Genomic DNA, 14226 nt, shown 5'->3' with positions numbered 1-14226 from the left:
GCTTACACAGGCTGCTTGGTCACGCGCAGGTAAGGCTTGATGGTGCGGAAGCCTGGGAACTTGGTCTCGGCTTCTTCGTTGCTGACGGCGGTGGTGATGATGACGTCCTCGCCGTTCTTCCAGTTCACCGGGGTGGCGACCTTGTGCTTGGCGGTCAGCTGCATCGAATCGAGCACGCGCAGGATTTCGTCGAAGTTGCGGCCGGTGGTCATCGGGTAGGTGAGCATCAGCTTGATCTTTTTGTCCGGGCCAACGATGAACACCGAGCGCACGGTGGCGTTGGTGGCGGCGGTGCGGCCTTCCGAGGTGCCGGCTTCATCGGCGGGCAGCATGTTGTACAGCTTGGCGACGGCCAGATCGGTATCGCCGATCATTGGGTATTTAACGGCGGCGCCTTGAGTTTCCTCGATATCGGCGGCCCACTTCTCGTGGTTCTCGACCGGGTCGATCGACAGGCCGATCAGCTTGGCGTTACGCTTGGTGAACTCCGGCTCGATCTTGGCCATGTAGCCGAGTTCGGTGGTGCAGACCGGCGTGAAATCCTTCGGGTGCGAGAACAGGATCGCCCACTGGTCGCCGATCCAGTTGTGGAACTCGATCTTGCCGTGGGTGGTATTAGCGGTGAAATCCGGTGCGGTGTCGTTAATGCGCAGCGACATGGTAGCGTTCCTATAATTTGATGGTTAACTATAGAAATAATACTACCAAACCGCTCATACCAGCAGGCGGCCAAAAGGAAAGGGCTCCCTTAGGAGCCCTTGTCGTTAGCCTGCGGCCAGTACGTTGTGTGCCTGCTCGTCCGCGTGGTAGGAGGAGCGGACCATTGCGCCGACTGCGGCGTGCTTGAAGCCCATTTTGTAGGCTTCTTCTTCGAACTGCTTGAACACGTCCGGGTGCACGTAGCGGCGCACCGGCAGGTGGCTGTTCGATGGCGCTAGGTATTGGCCGATGGTCAGCATGTCGATGTCGTGCTCGCGCATGTCGCGCATCACTTGCAGGATTTCTTCGTCGGTCTCGCCCAGGCCAACCATGATGCCCGACTTGGTTTTCACGTTCGGATACATGGCCTTGAAGTCTTTCAGCAGCTTCAGCGAGTGCATGTAGTCCGAACCCGGACGCGCTTCCTTGTACAGGCGCGGCACGGTTTCCAGGTTGTGGTTCATCACGTCCGGCAGGCCGTCGGCAAAGATGGCCAGCGCTTTTTCCAGGCGGCCGCGGAAGTCCGGCACCAGCACTTCGATCTGGGTCTTCGGCGACAGCGCGCGGGTGTTGGAGATGCACTCGACGAAGTGCTGGGCGCCGCCGTCGCGCAGGTCGTCGCGGTCCACCGAGGTGATCACGACGTAGCTCAGGCGCAGCTTGGCGATGGTGTGCGACAGGTTGGTCGGCTCATCCTTGTCCAGCGGATCCGGGCGGCCGTGGCCGACGTCGCAGAACGGGCAGCGGCGGGTGCACTTGTCGCCCATGATCATGAAGGTGGCCGTGCCTTTGCCGAAGCATTCGCCGATGTTCGGGCAGCTCGCTTCTTCGCACACGGTGACCAGCTTGTTCTCGCGCAGCGTTTCCTTGATTTCGTAGAAACGGGTGTTCGGCGAACCGGCCTTGACGCGAATCCAGTCCGGCTTCTTCAAGCGCTCGACCTGCTCGACCGGCACGATCTTGATCGGAATGCGCGAGGTTTTGCTGGCGCCTTTTTGCTTTTCGCTCGGGTTGTACGCTGGAGTAGTTTCGGTGGTCATAATCAGTTTTATTCGTTTGTCGCCAGGACGCGGACTAATTCCTCGGCCAGCTGCTGTTGCACATCAGACAGGATTGCCTGCGCGCCAACGGTGCGCATATCTGTCGTTTCCAACCCGGCATAGCCGCAGGGATTAATCCAGGAAAACGGGGCCAGGTCCATCGCCACATTCAGCGACAGCCCGTGGTAGGTGCAGCCATTGCCGCGTACCTTCAAGCCCAGCGCGGCAATCTTGGCGCCTTTGTGGTCGCCGCCGGCCATATAGATGCCCGGCGCGCCTTCCACGCGCTCACCGACGAGATTATACGCTTCTAGAACATTGATGATCGCCTGCTCGATTTTATGCACGAACTGACGGGCATACAGCTTGCCGCCGGGCTTGTTGCGGCGCAGGTCCATCAGCAGGTAAATCACCACCTGCCCAGGGCCGTGGTAGGTGACTTCGCCGCCGCGATCGGTCTGCACCACCGGGATGTCGGACGCACCGGCCAGCAGGTGGCCGCGATCGGCGCCCAGCCCCAGCGTGTAAACCGGCGGATGCTCGACGATCCACAGTTCGTCGCGCGTGTCCGGCGTGCGGGCGTCGGTGAAGGCCCGCATGGCGGCGAAAGTGCTGTCGTAATCGGCTTTGCCGAGATGCTTGATCTCGGGAGAGGTAGGAGACGTCATGCCGCCATTATACCCCGGCGGCTATTTTCAGCCCGGCTGGTGCCTTGCCAGCCATTGCTGCACGGACGGCCGCTGCCACTGGAATTCGACGTATTCCTGCAGCTTGGCCGGCACCGGATCGCCGTTGCGCACCAGCCGGCTCAGCATGATGGCGAGGTCGGTATCGGCAATCGACCAAGCGCCGAACACGTTCTGCGGTCCCTGCACGAAGCGCTCGGCCACGTGCACCAGCTTGGCGGCGGCCGCTTGCGCGTTGTCGCTCAGCGGCGAGCAGGCTTTGCCGAAAAACACCATTTCCGTGTCGCGCTCGACGCGTACCGGCACCAGGTCGCTGCGCACCCAGGCCTGGATTTGCCGCGCCTGCGCGCGCTGGCGGCGGTCTTGCGGGTACAGCGAGACGTATTCCGGCGCCGGGAACGACTCTTCCAGATATTCCGTGATGGCGGTGGACTCGGTCAATACGAATTGGTGATCCCCTTCACCCTCGACCAGCGCCGGCACACGGCCGGTCACTGCGCGGCCGGCGTAGGCAGCTTGCCGCTGCTCGCCGCTTTCCAGATCCACGGTCTTGACGCTGAACGGCAAGCCCTTCTCGGTCAGCGCCACGAAGGCCGAAAGCGCATAGGGACTGGTGTAGAGACTATCGACGTACAGTTCAAAAGGCATGGCAAGCTCCGCTTAGGTAGATTTATTCACATGGTAAACCTTGTGTAAGTCCCTGTATAACGGTATATTTTCGCAATTCTTGTTAGTTTTACTCACATAGTTATCCACAGGATGGCGCGTCGCCTGCCCAATTTTTCCGCACTGCGCGCCTTCGAGGCGGCGGCCCGCCACGAGAATTTCTCGCGCGCGGCGGACGAATTGCATCTGACGCACGGCGCCATCAGCCATCAGGTTCGGGGGTTGGAAGAGGAGTTGGGCCGGCCGCTCTTCGTGCGCAACGGCCGCCAGGTGAAAATAACTAACGACGGGCTGAAGTTCGCCCAGTTCCTCGGCAAGGCCTTTGCCGACATCGCCGCCGCCACCGACGCCATGCGCGCCACCAGCATCAACCAGCGGCTGACCATTACCTCGATCCCGTCGTTTGCGGCGCGCTGGCTGGCGCCACGGCTCGGCAAATTCATCGAGCTGCATCCGGATATTGAGGTGGTGCTGCAATCAAGCGGCCACATGCAGGACTTGGCGAGGGAAGGCGTGGACGTGGGCATCCGCTTTGGGCGCGGCCACTATCCGGGCATGGTGGTGCTGCGGCTGATGGGGGATGTTTACTACCCGGTAGTGAGTCCCCACTATCGCGGTGGAGACCTGCCGCTGCAGCCAGACGATCTGGCGCGGCACACGTTGCTGCGCTCGGTCGAGCACTGGACGCCGTGGCTGCAGGCAGCCGGCGTCGACCTGCCGGAGCCGTCCGGCGGGCTGCTGTTCGAGGATTTATCGATGCTGATCCGCTCCGCTGCCGATGGCAACGGCGTGGCGCTGGTGCGGCACGTGGTGGCGATGCAGGAGATCGCTTCCGGGCAGCTGCGGCGGCTGTTCGACATCGCCACGCCCAGCCCGGACGAATACTTTTTCGTCACGCCGCCCGCTGCGGCAAGCAAGCCGCAGGTGCTGGCGTTCCGCAGCTGGCTGCTGGAAGAAATCGAAGCCTTCCAGCGCCAGCAAGCCTGATTTACATCACGATTTTGACCATCGGGTGCGCCGACAGCTCGGTGTACAGCGCATCCAGCTGCTCGCGGCTGGTGGCGCGCACAGTGCAGGTCAGGCCGGTGTAATTGCCCTTGGCCGAAGGACGCACCTCCATGCGGCCTTCGTGGAATTCCTGGTCATGCTTTTGCACGACCAAAATAATGGTCGGGGCGAAATCGATATGAGTCGGCCCCATGACCTTGATCGGGAAGTCGCTCGGGTACTCGATGAGGGACTCTGATGGTGGGATCGCTTGCATATTCTGTTCCATTTCTTCAATAAAGACCGGTGACGCCAAATCGCGTCACCAGCCTATATTGTAGCCCGTTCAGGACTTTGCAAGCGCCAAAGGCTCAGCGGCCGGCGGTGCCGACAGGCGCTGCAACCGGGCCAGCGCCGACTCATTGCCAAGCGCCGGCTGGCTCACCGATTTGCGGATCGCCTCCAGCTCGGCGGCCTGGTCCAGCGGCTTCTGGCCGATGTCGGTGACGATGCGCAAGCCCTCGGCATCGTTGCGGATGCTCTCGGCGCGGCGGGTCAGGGCGGACAGCGCGCTCGACTGGCCACGCATGCCTTGCAGACCGGCCAGCTGGGCCTGGCGGTCGGCGCGCAGCTGCTGCAGATCCTGCTGGGCGCGGGCCGAGGCCAGCGCCTGCATCGCCTTTTTCGCCTGCGCGTCGAATTCGGACAGCTGTTTCGACAGCGCATCAACGATGGTTTGCAGCTCGCTCATGTACTGTCTGGCATCGGCTTCTTCCTGCAATTCCTGCGGCAAGCGCGCCTTGTTGCCTTCCAGCTCGTCGCAGAACAGCGTGATGGTCGATTCCGAAATCTTGCCGGCGGCGAGGCGTTCGGCCAAGGTGCCGGCGGCCTGCTCGTCGGTGGCGATCAGCTGGCGCAGCTTGGTGACGTCGTCCGCTTCCTTGTTGAAGGCGGCGCGGGCGGCGGCCAGCTTCTGGGCGGCGCTGCGCAGATTGTCGGCCAGGCGGTCGCGGTCGGCCTCGGTGGCGGTTTCCGGATCGAAGTTGGCGATCGCCTCGGAAACGCGATTGCCCAGCGCGCCAAAATGCTTGGTGATCAGTCGCGCGGTCAAACCCCAGCCATTCAAGTTGCTCATGTCAGTCTTCCTCAATCAAAGTTGCGCATCATTGGATAACGATGCGTTGCTGCTCCACCGGGATGCCAATGACGAAGTCGACATGGATCCCGCGTTTGCTACGGTCGCCGTTCACGCTGTGGATGATTTCCGTCGTGATCAGCAGATATTCGTGGCCGCCGCCGCGCAGCTGGCGCACGTACGGCATGAAGTACAGTTCCTGGCGCAGGCCGGTGTTGCCGCCGGCGTCGTCCAGCCGGGTTTCGGTGCCGGTGAACGGCGGCACGAACGGCGCTTGCGGATCGCCGGCGTCGCGCCAGTAGTCCAGGCCTTCGCTGGCGCCGAAGATCAGTTCCAGGTCCAGCGCCGGATCGTCCAGCTGCTCGCGCCACAGGGTGTAGCTGCGGTCGCCGAGGCCGGCGCCGGACTGGCCGGTGTAGGCGTCCTGTTCCTCGGCCGTTTCCGGAATCACGCGCGCCAGCTGGGTGCAATACAGGACCTCGCCGACTTCGCCGCTGGCGTTCTGGTAGACCTGCAGGAATTTCTCCTGGTCGTCGCGGTCGCCGGTGTCGAGGTAGTAGCGGTACAGGCCGCCCGCTTGTTTCAGACGCAGCTGCGACACGGCCACGATGCGCACGTCTTCGGCATCCGGCAGGGCGACCAGCGAACCGTCGGCTACGGCGCGCAGCAGCGGCGATTGCTGGATGCCGACCACGCTGCCGATGCGCGCGCCCAGCGGCAGGTCGCCGTCGGTGCGCGGAGCGTCGGTGCCGGCCAATTTGGCGGCGCCGGTGCGCAGGTAGTTGACTGCATCAGTCCAGCCCATCGTTAATTCCTTTCAAACGAGTAGTTCGGGCCGGCGCGCAAGCGGCGGAACTTGCGCACCGAGTAAAACGCGGCCCAGCCGAGCAGGCTCAGGATGGACAGCCAGGCAAACAGGCGCAGCACGCCGGCCATGAACGACGGCTCGGGCGGCGGCGCCGGGATGGCTGCCGGAGCGGGAGCGCCCAGGCCAGGCATGCCGCCCACCAGACCCGTGCCGTCAGGACCGGCCGTCGCAGCGGCGCCAGCCGCGTCGGCGGGCACGGTCGCGGCCGGGGCGGGCTGGTTGCCGTTGGTGGTCGGGTAGGCTACCGGCTGGTTGCTCTGGCTCATCGCGCGGCCTAGCATGAAGCCGAGCACGCCAGCCATCAGGCCATTCGACTGCTGGGCGGGTGGCGCATACACCGGCGATGGCGCGTAGGGCGGCGCGCCATAGGCCGGGGCCGGGCGCGGCGCAGGTACTGGCGGCAGCGGTTGCGGCGCGTTGGCGGCGGTGCGGCGCTGGTCCAGCGTCCTCAAGGCACGTTCGCGGGCGGCGCTTTGATCGACGTCGCGCGACATGGCCGACGTGTTGCGCTGCTGCTGGGCCGGCGAGCCAGCCTGCTGCCCGAATGCGCCGGGACCGCTCTGGCGGTTGGCCGGCGGCGCCGGACGGCTATGGGCAGCGGAGTTGTTCTTTTGTGAAGAAAATCCACTTTTAAACGACTTTGATGTGCCAGAATGTGAGGCCGGGCGCGCTTCCGCCGGCACATTGCCCGCAAAGGCAAGGCAAACCATCAAAAGCAGCGCAGATCGAAGTGACTTCATGATGTCATTTCACAAAGAAGTTGAATGAAAAACAGCATAGCGCCGCGCGTTGGTGCTTGCATCGGTAATAAAAGGCACGCTTCACCATGACTCGCAAATACCTGGACATGAATCAGCACGACGCGCTCTACAAAGTGGCGCGCGCATACCCCGGCGGCATCGACGCGCTGGCGCAAGCGATGGGGATCTCGGTCAACGTCCTGCGCAACAAGCTGGCGCCGACGATTGCGTCGCACTATCCCTCGTTCGAAGAGGTGTCGACGGTGGTGGACTTGTGCCACCGGGCGGGCGTGAACGACGCCCACCTGCCGCTGCACGCGCTGCTGACGCGGCACGGCATGGCGGCCTTCGTGGTGCCAATGCCGGACACCATCGGCGACGACGATCTGTCGCAAACGGTATGCAAGGTGATGAGCCAGGTGGGAGCGGTAGCGGAGGCGGTGTCGACCGCGCTGCTGGATGGGAAGGTCACCGCTGCGGAAGCGGATTTGATCGAGCGGGAATTCCAGGGCGCGCTGTCCGCCCTTGGCGAATGGCGCGCCCGGCTGCGCCTGAAGGCGCAGCAGTAAGGCTTACTTGTCGTTTTGCTTGTTGCGGCGGTCGCCTTTTTCCTCGCTGCGGCGTTCCGGTTCGTGACGCGGTTCGCTGCGGCTCTCACGTTGTGGCTGCTGCGGCGGCGTGAATTGGCGCGGCTCGCTGCGGCTTTCGCGTTGCGGCGGCTGCGACGGCGGCGTGAACTGGCGCGGCTGCGATGTCGGCTGTTGCGGCTGTTGCGGCTGTTGCGGCTGCTGGATCTGCGGCTGCTGCACCTGCACCGCCTGCTGCTGGCGCGGCTCATCGTTCTGGCGGAAGCGGCGATTGTCATCGTTGCCGCGCTGGCGTTCATGATCACGGTCATAGCGGTCGCGCACCGGCTGCGGTGGTTGCGATGGCTGCGCCGGCGATACCTGGATCACCGGCGCCGGCATCCCCTGCTGCACCTGCCCGCCCACGCCCGCCTGGCCCGGTGCATTGATGCGCGGCCGCACGTCGATGCGCACATCGTTCGGGTTGATGGTCTGCGGCCGTGAATCCGGGCTGCCGAACTGGTTCGGCGCCAGCGTGCTGATGGTCCCGCGCGGCTGCTGCGCCGGCACCTGCACCGGCTGCGACGGCGCGGTAAGCACGCGGCCCACGCGGTCGTTTCGTTCGCTGCGGTTATCGACGCGGTCATAGCGGTCCGGCACGCCGTCATGGTCGCGATCGCCCATGCCGCCGCGATTCGGCGTCATCGGACGGCCCGGCGGCGTCGGCGGCGCCACCGGCGTCACATTGTGGACAAAACTGGCCGGCGGGATCACCGGCGTGCTGCGGTTGACCACCACATTGCGATGGCCGTCGAACTGCTCGCGCGGCAGCACGGTCAGGCCGTCGCGGTGGCCGTTCCAGTCATTGCGCGGCGTGAACGGCTTGCCGTTGTGGGTCCAGCTGACGCGGCGCTCATAGTCCGAGGACACCCGGTAGCCCGGCACGAATCTGTCGCGCGGCGACAGCGGATACCAGCCCAATCCAGGCCCCGGACGATGACCGCCGCCATTGCCGCCGACCCAGCCCACCAGCGCCGGCGCCCACACCGGACGCCCGCTCGGACGGCCCGGCGCCCAGCACCAGCGGCGGTTGACCATCACCCAGCGGCCATAGTGCGACGGCGCATAGCCCCACGGCGCGTTGTCGATCCAGGTCCAGCCCCACGGCGCCACCCAGACCCAGCGGCCATCGCGGTAGGGCGCCCAATCCATTGCCACATTGCGCGGCGTCCACAGCGGGCCGTACTCGACGCTTTCAGTCCAGCTGCCGTTGCGGTCCAGTTCTTCGTAGCCGGTCATGCCGCTGGAGACGTAGCGGGTGGTGGTGGTGGCGCTGTCGAGGCGGTCGCGGTCCTCGGCCCAGACATCGAAGCCGTCGCGGCGCGCCACCGTGGTGCGCACGTCTTCCGTGCTGACGTCGACGTGGCGGCCATTGTTGACCACCACCGACGAGCCGGCGCCTTCGACCCGGGCCGTGCCGCTCAGCACGCTGATCTGGCTGGTGTCCGGCGTGCGGTCTACGTCCACCCGCAGAATCCCCGGCTCGATCATGGTGATGCGCGCCTGCGGCGTGCTCAGTTCAAAATCGCGCAACTGCTCGCGGTCGCGCACGCGGATGCTGACGCTGCCGTAGTTCAGGCGCAGGCGCAGCAAATCGTCATCCATGCCAGTGATTTCAAGGTCGGAATCGCCGTCCAGCCGCACCGCCGTCGAGCCGACGCGGAACTCCGTGCGCGCGCCGCTGGCGGTATTGATGTGATTGTCGACCGTCACCGGCCAGTTCAGCCCGGCGCCGACCGGCTCGCCGTCGCCAACCAGCGTCACCTGGCCCTGGACGGCGGAAATGCGCCCGACCATCGCCGGCGGATCTTCGGCCAGCGCCAACGAACTCCAGCCGGCCAAGGCGGCCAGCACGACGGTATGGATAATTTTGCGGCTCATGGCAGCGTCTCCTGTGGATATTATTGATTTAACGCCGACCGCCACGGTTCGACTACAGGGGTTACAAAGCGTTGCAAATCAGGCAGCCGCGCCACCGCGCTTGACGAAGAACAGCGCCGCGCCAACCGCCATCAGCAGGCCGCCGAATACGCGGTTCTGCTTTTTCACCGCGCCCGCATCGCGGAAGAAGCGCTGCATCGACGACGCCAGGAAGGCATAGCTGTGCATCACCACCAGGTCGATGCAGCACATGGTGACGGCCAGAATCAACAGCTGCGGCAACAGCGGCGCCTCATGCGTAATAAATTGCGGCAGCACTGCCACCATGAAGATGATGCCCTTGGGATTGGTGGCATTGGTCAGGAAACCGGTCAGGAAGCGCTTCTTCACGGTCGGCACTTCCACCTCGGCCTGCTTCTGCTCGCTGATGCTGACCTTGGCGCGCCACTGGCTCAGGCCGAGGTAAATCAGGTACAGCGCGCCCACGGTCTTCACCACATTGAACGCCAATTCCGACGCCAGCAGCAGCGAACCGACGCCCGCGCCGGCGATGAAAAACACCAGCAGCAAGCCAGTCTGCAAGCCGATGATGGTGGCGCTGGCGCGGCGCACGCCGTACGACAGCCCGTGCGACATCGACAACACGGCGCCGGAGCCCGGCGACACGGCAATAATGCAGGCGGCAACGAAGAAGGTAATCCAGGTGGCGAAGCTCATGACGGTTCCATTCAAATCAGCGATCTCCATTGTAGCGGTATCGCCGCCCATCTTGCTTGGGTTAATATTGCTGTTCCAACCATACCCGGAGTGCCCAAAATGGCCGGTTCCAGCCTGTTAGCCCTGATCGACGATATCGCCACCATCCTCGACGATGTTGCCCTGATGAGCAAGATGGCGGCCAAGAAAACCGCCGGCGTGCTGGGCGATGACCTGGCGCTGAACGCGCAGCAGGTGTCCGGCGTGCGCGCCGAGCGCGAGCTGCCGGTGGTGTGGGCGGTGGGCGTCGGCTCGCTGAAGAACAAGGCCATCCTGGTGCCGGCCGCACTGGCGATCAGCGCGTTCGCGCCGTGGGCCATCACCCCGCTGCTGATGGTGGGCGGCCTGTACCTGTGCTTCGAGGGCTTCGAGAAAATCGCCCACAGCCTGCTGCACCGCGCCGACGACGACCACCACAAGCAGGAACTGCACGAGGCGCTGGCCAACCCGGAGGTCGACCTGGTGGCGCTGGAAAAAGACAAGATCAAGGGCGCGATACGCACCGACTTCATCCTCTCGGCCGAGATCATCGTGATCGCGCTGGGCACGGTGGCGACGGCGCCGTTCATGCAGCAGGTGACGGTGGTGGTCGGCATCGCGCTGCTGATGACGGTGGGCGTGTACGGCCTGGTGGCGGCCATCGTCAAGATGGACGACGCCGGGTTGTACCTGAGCCAGCGCGGCGGCGCGGCGGTGCGCACGCTGGGCCGGGTGCTGCTGGGCGCGGCGCCAATCCTGATGAAACTGCTGGGCGTGGTCGGCACGGTGGCCATGTTCATGGTCGGCGGCGGCATCCTGACCCACGGCCTGCCGTTCGCACACGACCTGATCCACCACGCCGCCGAAGCCTCCGGCCCGGTGCTCGGCGCCATCGTCCCGACGGTGCTGGACGCCGTCACCGGCGTGCTGGCAGGCGCCTTGGCGCTGGTGGTGGTCACGCTGGGCGGCAAAATCGCCGGCCTGTTCAAAAAGTCGGCCTAGACCATCCAATCCGGGAAATTTTGATCTACATCAATAAATTTGCGGGGTGGACTACGTAAACTGGCGGTGTCTATTGCGATAAAGCAATAAAACCAGCCGGAGTACGTTATGCGCAACAATCAACCTGTCAGCAACCGCGAAGTGGAAGTCCTGGACGACCAGGCCATCGTTTCAAAAACGGATCTGAATGGCAATATCACGTATGTGAATCCGTATTTCACCGAGATCAGCGGTTTCAGCGAGCAGGAGTTGATCGGTGCACCGCAGAACATCGTGCGCCACCCCGACATGCCGGTCGAGGCATTTGCCGACCTGTGGGCCTCGATCAAGTCCGGCACGCCGTGGACCGGCCTGGTCAAGAACCGCTGCAAGAACGGCGATTTCTACTGGGTGCGCGCCAACGTCACCCCGATCCGCGAAAACGGCCGCACCATCGGCTTCATGTCGGTACGCACCCGCCCCGAGCGCCAGCAGGTCGCCCAGGCCGAACAGGTGTACCGCACCATGCGCACCGAATCCAACCACGGCATCCGTATCAAGAACGGCCAGGTGATCGAACCCGGTGTTGGCTCGCTGCTGTCGCGCCTGAGCCATGTGTCGCTTGGCATGCGCATCTGGCTGGCCACCAGCATGGTCAATGTGCTGCAGGTGATCGTCTGCGGCGCGGTGCTGCTGGACGGGAATAGCGCGCATAACTATGGCATCTTTGCCGCCACCTTCCTTGGCCTGCTGATCAACGTGTTCCTGTGGTACACGCTGCGCGTCTCGGTGCTGCAACCGCTGGACCGCGCGCTGCAAGGCGCGCGTTCGATCGCCGCCGGCGACCTGTCGTCCTCGTTCGACACCGAAGCCACCGATGAAGTGGGCCAGCTGCTGCGCGCCCTGCAGCAAATGAACAGCAACCTGATCGCCACCATCCGCGATGTGCGCGTCAATGTCGAGACGATGGCGGTGGCCACGCGCCAGATCGCCGCCGGCAACGCCGACCTGTCCGGCCGCACCGAAGCGCAGGCCGCCAGCCTGGAAGAAACCGCGTCCAGCGTCGAGCAGTTCTCCTCGACCGTGAAGCAGAACGCCGACAACTCCGAGCAAGCCAACAAGCTGGCGCAAAGCGCCTCCGAAGTGGCGGTGCAGGGCGGCGTGATCGTGGCCGACGTCATCGCCACGATGGACGAGATCAACAGCTCCTCGCGCAAGATCGTCGATATCATCGGCCTGATCGAAGGTATCGCCTTCCAGACCAACATCCTGGCGCTGAACGCCGCCGTGGAAGCAGCGCGCGCCGGTGAACAAGGCCGCGGCTTCGCCGTGGTGGCAGGCGAGGTGCGCAACCTGGCCCAGCGCAGCGCCACCGCCGCCAAGGACATCAAGAACCTGATCGATGTTTCGGTCGGCAAGGTCAGCGCCGGCATGGTGCAGGTCGACCGCGCCGGCGCCACCATGAAGGAAGTGGTGGCCTCGGTGCAGCAAGTGACCGCCATCATGCGCGAGATTTCGGTGGCCTCGCACGAGCAAAGCATCGGCGTGGACCAAGTGAATTCGGCCATCGCCCACATGGACCAGGTGACGCAGCAAAACGCCGCGCTGGTGGAAGAAGCGGCAGCAGCCACCGCCAGCCTGGCGATGGAAGCGGGCGGCCTGACGCAAGCCGTGAGCCTGTTCAAGTTCGGCCCGGCCCGCAGCACCGCCCGCGCCGCGCGCACCAGCCGTCCAGCAGTCCAGAACGTGAAACGCCTCGCCGCCTGAGCCCATTATGAACACGCCCTTCCCACCCATTGAGTTCGATGCAGGGATCATCGGCAAACTGAGCCAGTCGGGACCGCGCTACACCTCGTACCCGACTGCCGACCGCTTCCAGAACGACTTCGGCTACGGTCAGTTCCTGGAAGCGGTGGCCGGCCTGCGCATGCGCCGCAGCCGCCGGCCCTTATCGCTGTACATCCACATCCCGTTCTGCGACACGGTCTGCTACTACTGCGGCTGCAACAAGATCGTCACCAAGGACCACAGCAAGGCGGCCGTCTATCTCGGCTACCTGAAGCAAGAGATCGACATGCAGGGCCGCCTGTTCGACGGCATGGGCCAGATCGAACAGCTACACTTCGGCGGCGGCACACCAACCTATTTGAACGACAAGCAGATGGGCGACCTGATGGCGCACCTGCATAAGAACTTCGATTTCGCCGACGATGCACACGGCGAGTACTCCATCGAGATCGATCCGCGCACAGTCAGCGTGGAGCGCGTGCACAGCCTGCGCGCGCAGGGCTTCAACCGCATCAGCCTAGGCGTGCAGGACTTCGATCCGGAGGTGCAGAAGGCAATCAACCGCATCCAGCCCGAGGCCGAAACCCGCGCCGTGATGGACGCTGCGCGCGCCGCCGGTTTCCGCTCGATCAGCATCGATTTGATTTACGGCCTGCCCAAGCAGACCATGCGCAGCATGGAGCAAACGCTGGACAAGGTGATCGCCGCTAACCCTGACCGCATCGCGCTGTACAACTATGCGCACCTGCCGCATATCTTCAAGCCGCAACGCCGTATCTCGGAAGCCGATATGCCGACGCCGGACGTGAAGCTGGAACTGCTGGCGATGAGCATCCAGCGCCTGTGCGACGCCGGCTATATCTACATCGGCATGGACCATTTCGCCAAGCCGGACGACGAACTGGCGGTGGCGCAGCGCCAGGGCCGCCTGCAGCGCAACTTCCAGGGCTATTCCACGCGCGCCGAGGCGGAGCTGATTTCGTGCGGCGTGTCGGCCATCAGCGCGGTCGGCGCGACCTATAGCCAGAATGAGAAAACGCTGGAGGCGTATTACGACAAGCTGGAACACGGCGTGCTGCCGGTCACGCGCGGCATCAAGTTGGATAACGACGACCTGCTGCGGCGGATTGTGATTCAGAAGTTGATGTGCAATTTTGAGTTGTCGATATCGTCGATCGAGCAGGGCTTTCCGATCCGCTTCCGCCAGTACTTCATGACGGAGCTGGAGAAGTTGAAAGCGTTCGAGGACGACGGCCTGCTCACCATCGACGATGAATGGATTTCGGTGACGCCGAAAGGCCGACTGCTGATCCGCAATATCTGCATGGTGTTCGACCGTTACCTCGGCATGGCGCAAACGCCACAACCGCTGCGTTACTCGAAAACGATTTGAT

15 protein-coding genes are annotated in these 14226 nt (G+C 64.0%); 5 read left to right on the top strand and 10 right to left on the bottom strand.

Annotation, left to right across the window (positions count from 1 at the left end; genetic code table 11):
* Positions 1-2 precede the first annotated feature (2 nt).
* From BMZ70_RS25605 to yfcF, 4 genes are all read right to left on the bottom strand, one after another.
* Entirely contained in the window at positions 3-659 is a 657-nt protein-coding gene (locus tag BMZ70_RS25605; RefSeq protein ID WP_092280858.1) for a peroxiredoxin, read from the bottom strand.
* A gap of 105 nt (positions 660-764) precedes the next feature.
* Positions 765-1739 (bottom strand): lipoyl synthase, encoded by a 975-nt coding sequence (gene lipA / locus BMZ70_RS25600; protein WP_092280856.1) that lies wholly within the window; start codon positions 1737-1739, stop codon positions 765-767.
* An 8-nt stretch (positions 1740-1747) separates the two neighbouring features.
* Positions 1748-2407 carry a lipoyl(octanoyl) transferase LipB gene (gene lipB, locus BMZ70_RS25595; RefSeq protein WP_092280854.1) on the bottom strand — a complete coding sequence of 220 codons (660 nt, stop codon included), beginning with the start codon at positions 2405-2407 and terminating at the stop codon, positions 1748-1750.
* Positions 2408-2434: 27 nt separating this feature from the next.
* A complete protein-coding gene (gene yfcF, locus BMZ70_RS25590; RefSeq protein WP_092280852.1) occupies positions 2435-3073 on the bottom strand; it encodes a glutathione transferase in 639 nt (212 codons plus the stop codon).
* A gap of 111 nt (positions 3074-3184) precedes the next feature.
* On the opposite strand from yfcF, the gene BMZ70_RS25585 reads away from it, so the two are divergent.
* The gene (locus BMZ70_RS25585) at positions 3185-4078 is read left to right on the top strand and encodes a transcriptional regulator GcvA (RefSeq protein WP_092280850.1); all 894 of its coding nucleotides are present in this window, start codon (positions 3185-3187) and stop codon (positions 4076-4078) included.
* A gap of 1 nt (position 4079) precedes the next feature.
* Here the strand turns inward: BMZ70_RS25585 and BMZ70_RS25580 are convergent, their stop codons facing one another.
* From BMZ70_RS25580 to BMZ70_RS25565, 4 genes are read right to left on the bottom strand one after another with little or no spacing between them, the layout of a single operon-like run.
* The gene (locus BMZ70_RS25580; protein ID WP_255372225.1) at positions 4080-4367 is read right to left on the bottom strand and encodes a DUF493 family protein; all 288 of its coding nucleotides are present in this window, start codon (positions 4365-4367) and stop codon (positions 4080-4082) included.
* A gap of 57 nt (positions 4368-4424) precedes the next feature.
* Positions 4425-5213: a hypothetical protein gene (locus BMZ70_RS25575; protein WP_092280848.1), complete on the bottom strand. Its 789-nt coding sequence runs from the start codon at positions 5211-5213 to the stop codon at positions 4425-4427.
* A 28-nt stretch (positions 5214-5241) separates the two neighbouring features.
* Positions 5242-6018 (bottom strand): DUF2491 family protein, encoded by a 777-nt coding sequence (locus tag BMZ70_RS25570; RefSeq protein WP_092280846.1) that lies wholly within the window; start codon positions 6016-6018, stop codon positions 5242-5244.
* A gap of 2 nt (positions 6019-6020) precedes the next feature.
* A complete protein-coding gene (locus BMZ70_RS25565; protein ID WP_229205594.1) occupies positions 6021-6791 on the bottom strand; it encodes a hypothetical protein in 771 nt (256 codons plus the stop codon).
* A 116-nt stretch (positions 6792-6907) separates the two neighbouring features.
* Here BMZ70_RS25565 and BMZ70_RS25560 point away from each other — a divergent pair, with 116 nt between their 5' ends.
* On the top strand, positions 6908-7390 hold the full coding sequence (locus tag BMZ70_RS25560) for a phage regulatory CII family protein (RefSeq protein WP_092280842.1): 483 nt from the start codon (positions 6908-6910) through the stop codon (positions 7388-7390).
* Positions 7391-7393: 3 nt separating this feature from the next.
* On the opposite strand, the gene BMZ70_RS28490 is transcribed toward BMZ70_RS25560, so the two are convergent.
* Together BMZ70_RS28490 and BMZ70_RS25550 are read right to left on the bottom strand one after the other, a co-directional pair.
* Positions 7394-9328 (bottom strand): DUF6600 domain-containing protein, encoded by a 1935-nt coding sequence (locus BMZ70_RS28490; protein WP_092280840.1) that lies wholly within the window; start codon positions 9326-9328, stop codon positions 7394-7396.
* 78 nt (positions 9329-9406) lie between these two features.
* Complete coding sequence (locus BMZ70_RS25550) at positions 9407-10045, bottom strand: LysE family transporter (RefSeq protein WP_092280838.1); 639 nt, start codon at positions 10043-10045, stop codon at positions 9407-9409.
* 99 nt (positions 10046-10144) lie between these two features.
* On the opposite strand from BMZ70_RS25550, the gene BMZ70_RS25545 reads away from it, so the two are divergent.
* The 3 genes from BMZ70_RS25545 to hemN all read left to right on the top strand — a co-directional run bounded on the left by BMZ70_RS25545 (position 10145) and on the right by hemN (position 14225).
* Positions 10145-11065 carry a DUF808 domain-containing protein gene (locus tag BMZ70_RS25545; RefSeq protein ID WP_092280836.1) on the top strand — a complete coding sequence of 307 codons (921 nt, stop codon included), beginning with the start codon at positions 10145-10147 and terminating at the stop codon, positions 11063-11065.
* Positions 11066-11173: 108 nt separating this feature from the next.
* Positions 11174-12811, top strand: a complete 1638-nt coding sequence (locus BMZ70_RS25540) for a methyl-accepting chemotaxis protein (protein ID WP_092280834.1) — start codon at positions 11174-11176, stop codon at positions 12809-12811.
* Between the two features lie 7 nt (positions 12812-12818).
* Positions 12819-14225 carry an oxygen-independent coproporphyrinogen III oxidase gene (gene hemN, locus BMZ70_RS25535; RefSeq protein WP_092280832.1) on the top strand — a complete coding sequence of 469 codons (1407 nt, stop codon included), beginning with the start codon at positions 12819-12821 and terminating at the stop codon, positions 14223-14225.
* The last annotated feature ends 1 nt before the right edge of the window (position 14226 follow it).

It is taken from the genome of Duganella sp. CF402 (assembly GCF_900109645.1).
Classification (GTDB): Bacteria; Pseudomonadota; Gammaproteobacteria; order Burkholderiales; family Burkholderiaceae_D; genus Rugamonas.
The sequence above is the reverse complement of the archived record's forward strand: the minus strand, read 5'-3'. Positions and strand labels throughout refer to the sequence as shown.

Bases quoted from the DNA above. Each gene is read 5' to 3' on its own strand.
- BMZ70_RS25545 (WP_092280836.1), top strand. From the start codon at position 10,145: ATGGCCGGTTCCAGCCTGTTAGCCCTGATCGACGATATCGCCACCATC.
- BMZ70_RS25605 (WP_092280858.1), bottom strand. From the start codon at position 659: ATGTCGCTGCGCATTAACGACACCGCACCGGATTTCACCGCTAATACC.
- BMZ70_RS25570 (WP_092280846.1), bottom strand. From the start codon at position 6,018: ATGGGCTGGACTGATGCAGTCAACTACCTGCGCACCGGCGCCGCCAAA.
- BMZ70_RS25575 (WP_092280848.1), bottom strand. From the start codon at position 5,213: ATGAGCAACTTGAATGGCTGGGGTTTGACCGCGCGACTGATCACCAAG.
- lipA (WP_092280856.1), bottom strand. From the start codon at position 1,739: ATGACCACCGAAACTACTCCAGCGTACAACCCGAGCGAAAAGCAAAAA.
- hemN (WP_092280832.1), top strand. From the start codon at position 12,819: ATGAACACGCCCTTCCCACCCATTGAGTTCGATGCAGGGATCATCGGC.
- BMZ70_RS25560 (WP_092280842.1), top strand. From the start codon at position 6,908: ATGACTCGCAAATACCTGGACATGAATCAGCACGACGCGCTCTACAAA.
- BMZ70_RS25580 (WP_255372225.1), bottom strand. From the start codon at position 4,367: ATGGAACAGAATATGCAAGCGATCCCACCATCAGAGTCCCTCATCGAG.
- yfcF (WP_092280852.1), bottom strand. From the start codon at position 3,073: ATGCCTTTTGAACTGTACGTCGATAGTCTCTACACCAGTCCCTATGCG.
- lipB (WP_092280854.1), bottom strand. From the start codon at position 2,407: ATGACGTCTCCTACCTCTCCCGAGATCAAGCATCTCGGCAAAGCCGAT.
- BMZ70_RS25565 (WP_229205594.1), bottom strand. From the start codon at position 6,791: ATGGTTTGCCTTGCCTTTGCGGGCAATGTGCCGGCGGAAGCGCGCCCG.
- BMZ70_RS25550 (WP_092280838.1), bottom strand. From the start codon at position 10,045: ATGAGCTTCGCCACCTGGATTACCTTCTTCGTTGCCGCCTGCATTATT.
- BMZ70_RS25585 (WP_092280850.1), top strand. From the start codon at position 3,185: ATGGCGCGTCGCCTGCCCAATTTTTCCGCACTGCGCGCCTTCGAGGCG.
- BMZ70_RS28490 (WP_092280840.1), bottom strand. From the start codon at position 9,328: ATGAGCCGCAAAATTATCCATACCGTCGTGCTGGCCGCCTTGGCCGGC.
- BMZ70_RS25540 (WP_092280834.1), top strand. From the start codon at position 11,174: ATGCGCAACAATCAACCTGTCAGCAACCGCGAAGTGGAAGTCCTGGAC.